This is a genomic window from Candidatus Acetothermia bacterium, from assembly GCA_024653305.1.
Lineage (GTDB): Bacteria > Bipolaricaulota > Bipolaricaulia > Bipolaricaulales > Bipolaricaulaceae > JACIWI01.
In genome coordinates this window covers 1-2,671 of the sequence record JANLFW010000044.1, presented here as the reverse complement: position 1 = coordinate 2,671, position 2,671 = coordinate 1, and the positions used below count along the sequence as shown (strand labels likewise).

Below are 2,671 nucleotides of genomic sequence, written 5' to 3'. Positions count from 1 at the left end.
GATCTCCGGCTCCCGCTCCCCGGCCGCGAACGAGCACGGGTGGAACAAGGACCCGGTGCAAGTGAAGTTCACCTGCTCCGACGGGCTCTCCGGGATCGCAAGTTGCAGCGGGGACACCACGGTCCGGACGGAGGGGGCCAACCAGACCGTTCGGGGGACGGCGGAGGACAAGGCGGGGAACACCAGTTCGGCCACCGTGGGGAACATCAACATTGACCTGACAAAACCTGTGATAACCCGCGGCGAGGCCCGGGGGACGCGGGGGAACGCGGGCTGGTTCGTGTCCGAGGTGACCGTGCCCTTCACCGCCACCGACAACCTGTCCGGGTTCGCCCCGGACGGGAAGCTCGTGACCCAATTCACCCGGAGCACCTCCCAGGAGGGGGCGTCGGTCACCGTGTCCTCAGGGACGATCGCTGACCGGGCCGGGAACACTGCGGACGCGATCTCTGCCGGGCCGTTCAAGATCGACCGCACCCCGCCCAAGATCACCCTGACCACGAGTTCCCCGGACCCAGGAAGGCCAACGGTCGTCTCCTGGGAGATCAGCGATGCCCTCTCGGGCGTGGACACAGGGAGCTGCGTGGTCGAGGTCTCCGGACCGGGGATTACGGGCGTAGGAGGCTGGAAACGGCTCTCCACCGACGCCCGGGGCCAAGTTGGCCTCTCCTTCGAGGAATATGGTGCCGGCACGTTCACCGTGCGGGCCAAGGCCCGCGACGTGGCGGGGAACGAGGACGAGAAGTCTGTTCCCGTTCCGATCGGGGAGCCGTTCTGTGCGATCCACGGCCGCGTCGTTGGCGCGGCAAACGGCGAGCCTGTCGCCGGCGCAGTGGTCTCGCTCAGCCCTACGGGGCGGAGCGCAGTTACTGACGCCGATGGGCGGTTTTCGTTCGCCCAGATCATGCCCGGAACGCACACGGTGACCGTGGAAGCCCCCGCGTACCGCGTGAGTTCGCGGGCGTTCACATGCCGGGCTGGGAGGACGGAGACCCTAGAGTTCGCGCTTGTACCCCGGTCAGCGTTCTTCCAGGTAACAGAGCTTGTGGTTGAGCCCAGTGACCCCCTGGTGGGTCAGGCGATCACGGCCCGGGGGACCATCACCAACGTCGGGGACGACGTCGGCACCAAGCCGTTGACGTGGTGCCTGGACGACGTCTGCCGCGGAGGAACCTCTGCGCCTGCTGAGGTCCGCACCCTCACCGGCCATACCAGCTGGGTCTGCTCGGTCGCGTTCTCCCCGGACGGGGGGCTCCTCGCCTCCGGGTCCGGGGACAAGACGGTCAAGCTGTGGGAGGTGGCCACGGGGCGGGAGGTCCGCACCCTCACCGGCCATACCGACTGGGTCAACTCGGTCGCGTTCTCCCCGGACGGCAGGCTCCTCGCCTCCGGGTCCTGGCAGCAGATCAAGCTGTGGGACCCGCGCCTGGCGCCCTTGGCTGGGGCTGCCGGGCCGGGGCGGGAGTTCACCGGGACGGTCACCGGGGGCGACAACGTGATGGCCCGGAACGGGATGGGCGACGTCTGCCCACCGGAGCTCCTGTTCCTGGTGAAACGGTGAGCTGGAGGTGGTGCTTGTCTACCGCCGAGACGCAGAGGACCCCGCGGGGCGTAGCGTCGCAGCTTGTCTGCAACGGCCATTCACCGCGGCAGTTCCCAGGCATTCTCCCCCCTGGTGGGGGAGGATCGAGGAGGGGGGGATACGTTCGCCCCCTCACCCTGCCCTCTCCCACGCGGGGGAGAGGAGAGAAGGCGACCGGCGTCGGGGATGCACCCCGACGCTACCGACTCCTCTCTGTGTCCTCCGCCTGCCTGTGGCAGACGGGCGTCTCTGCGGTGAAAAGGGCTTCGTGCAAACGGGCATAAGGGAGGTGGTCCCACGATGAACGGAAGGAATCAGGGCGAACGGAGGCGATGGGCAGGCAGGCGCTGGGTCGCCGTGGTCACGGCCCTGGCGTTGCTCGGCCTCCCCGCGCTCGCCAACCTGACCCGGATCGAGGCCGGCCGGTTCAGCGTGCGGGGGTGCGATTGCCTGCGCCTGCGCATCGAGACGAACGGTGGCCCCGGGAAGCGCGTCTTGATCACGATCGGCGGGAACGAGGTCACGTTCCAGACCGACGCCCAGGGAAAGGCCGATACTGGGTACCTCGCGGTCCCCGCCGGGGCGACCGCGGTGAGGGTGGAGCTCCTGGACAAGGTGGACGAGGGGTGGCCAGTGTGCTGCACCATCCCGCTTTCCGAGGTCCCGCGCGGCCGCTACGAGCGCGTGCCGAGCTGCATGGACCTCGCCCCGCCCACCGCCCGACTCCGGCTCGATCCCGCGCCCACCGGGTACGGTTGGAACCGCTCCGCGGTGATCGTGATCCTCGCCGCAGGAGACGACAAGTCTGGCCCAGTCAAGATCTGCTACACGTTGACCGGGGCCGCGGCGCAAGCGGAGCGGTGCGTTCCGTTCCCCCCCACGGTCGCCTGCGGCGTGACCCCTCCTTCGGTGGAAACGAAGTTCGAGGTGAGCCGCGAAGGAGTGACCACCGTGGGCTACCACGCGGCGGACGGTTGGGGCAACCGCTCGGCCACCGGCGCCGGGGAGGTGCGCATTGACCTGACCCCGCCCAAGATCTCCGGCTCCCGCTCCCCGGCCGCGAACGAGCACGGGTGGAACAAGGACCCG

General features: G+C 69.2%; 2 protein-coding genes. Both read left to right on the top strand.

Annotation, left to right across the window (positions count from 1 at the left end):
• Positions 1–1,561 (top strand): carboxypeptidase regulatory-like domain-containing protein (locus NUV94_08070; GenBank protein MCR4392692.1); only part of this gene is annotated, 1,561 nt, incomplete at its 5' end.
• Between the two features lie 321 nt (positions 1,562–1,882).
• Positions 1,883–2,671: hypothetical protein (locus NUV94_08065; GenBank protein MCR4392691.1), on the top strand; the 789-nt coding region annotated here is incomplete at its 3' end.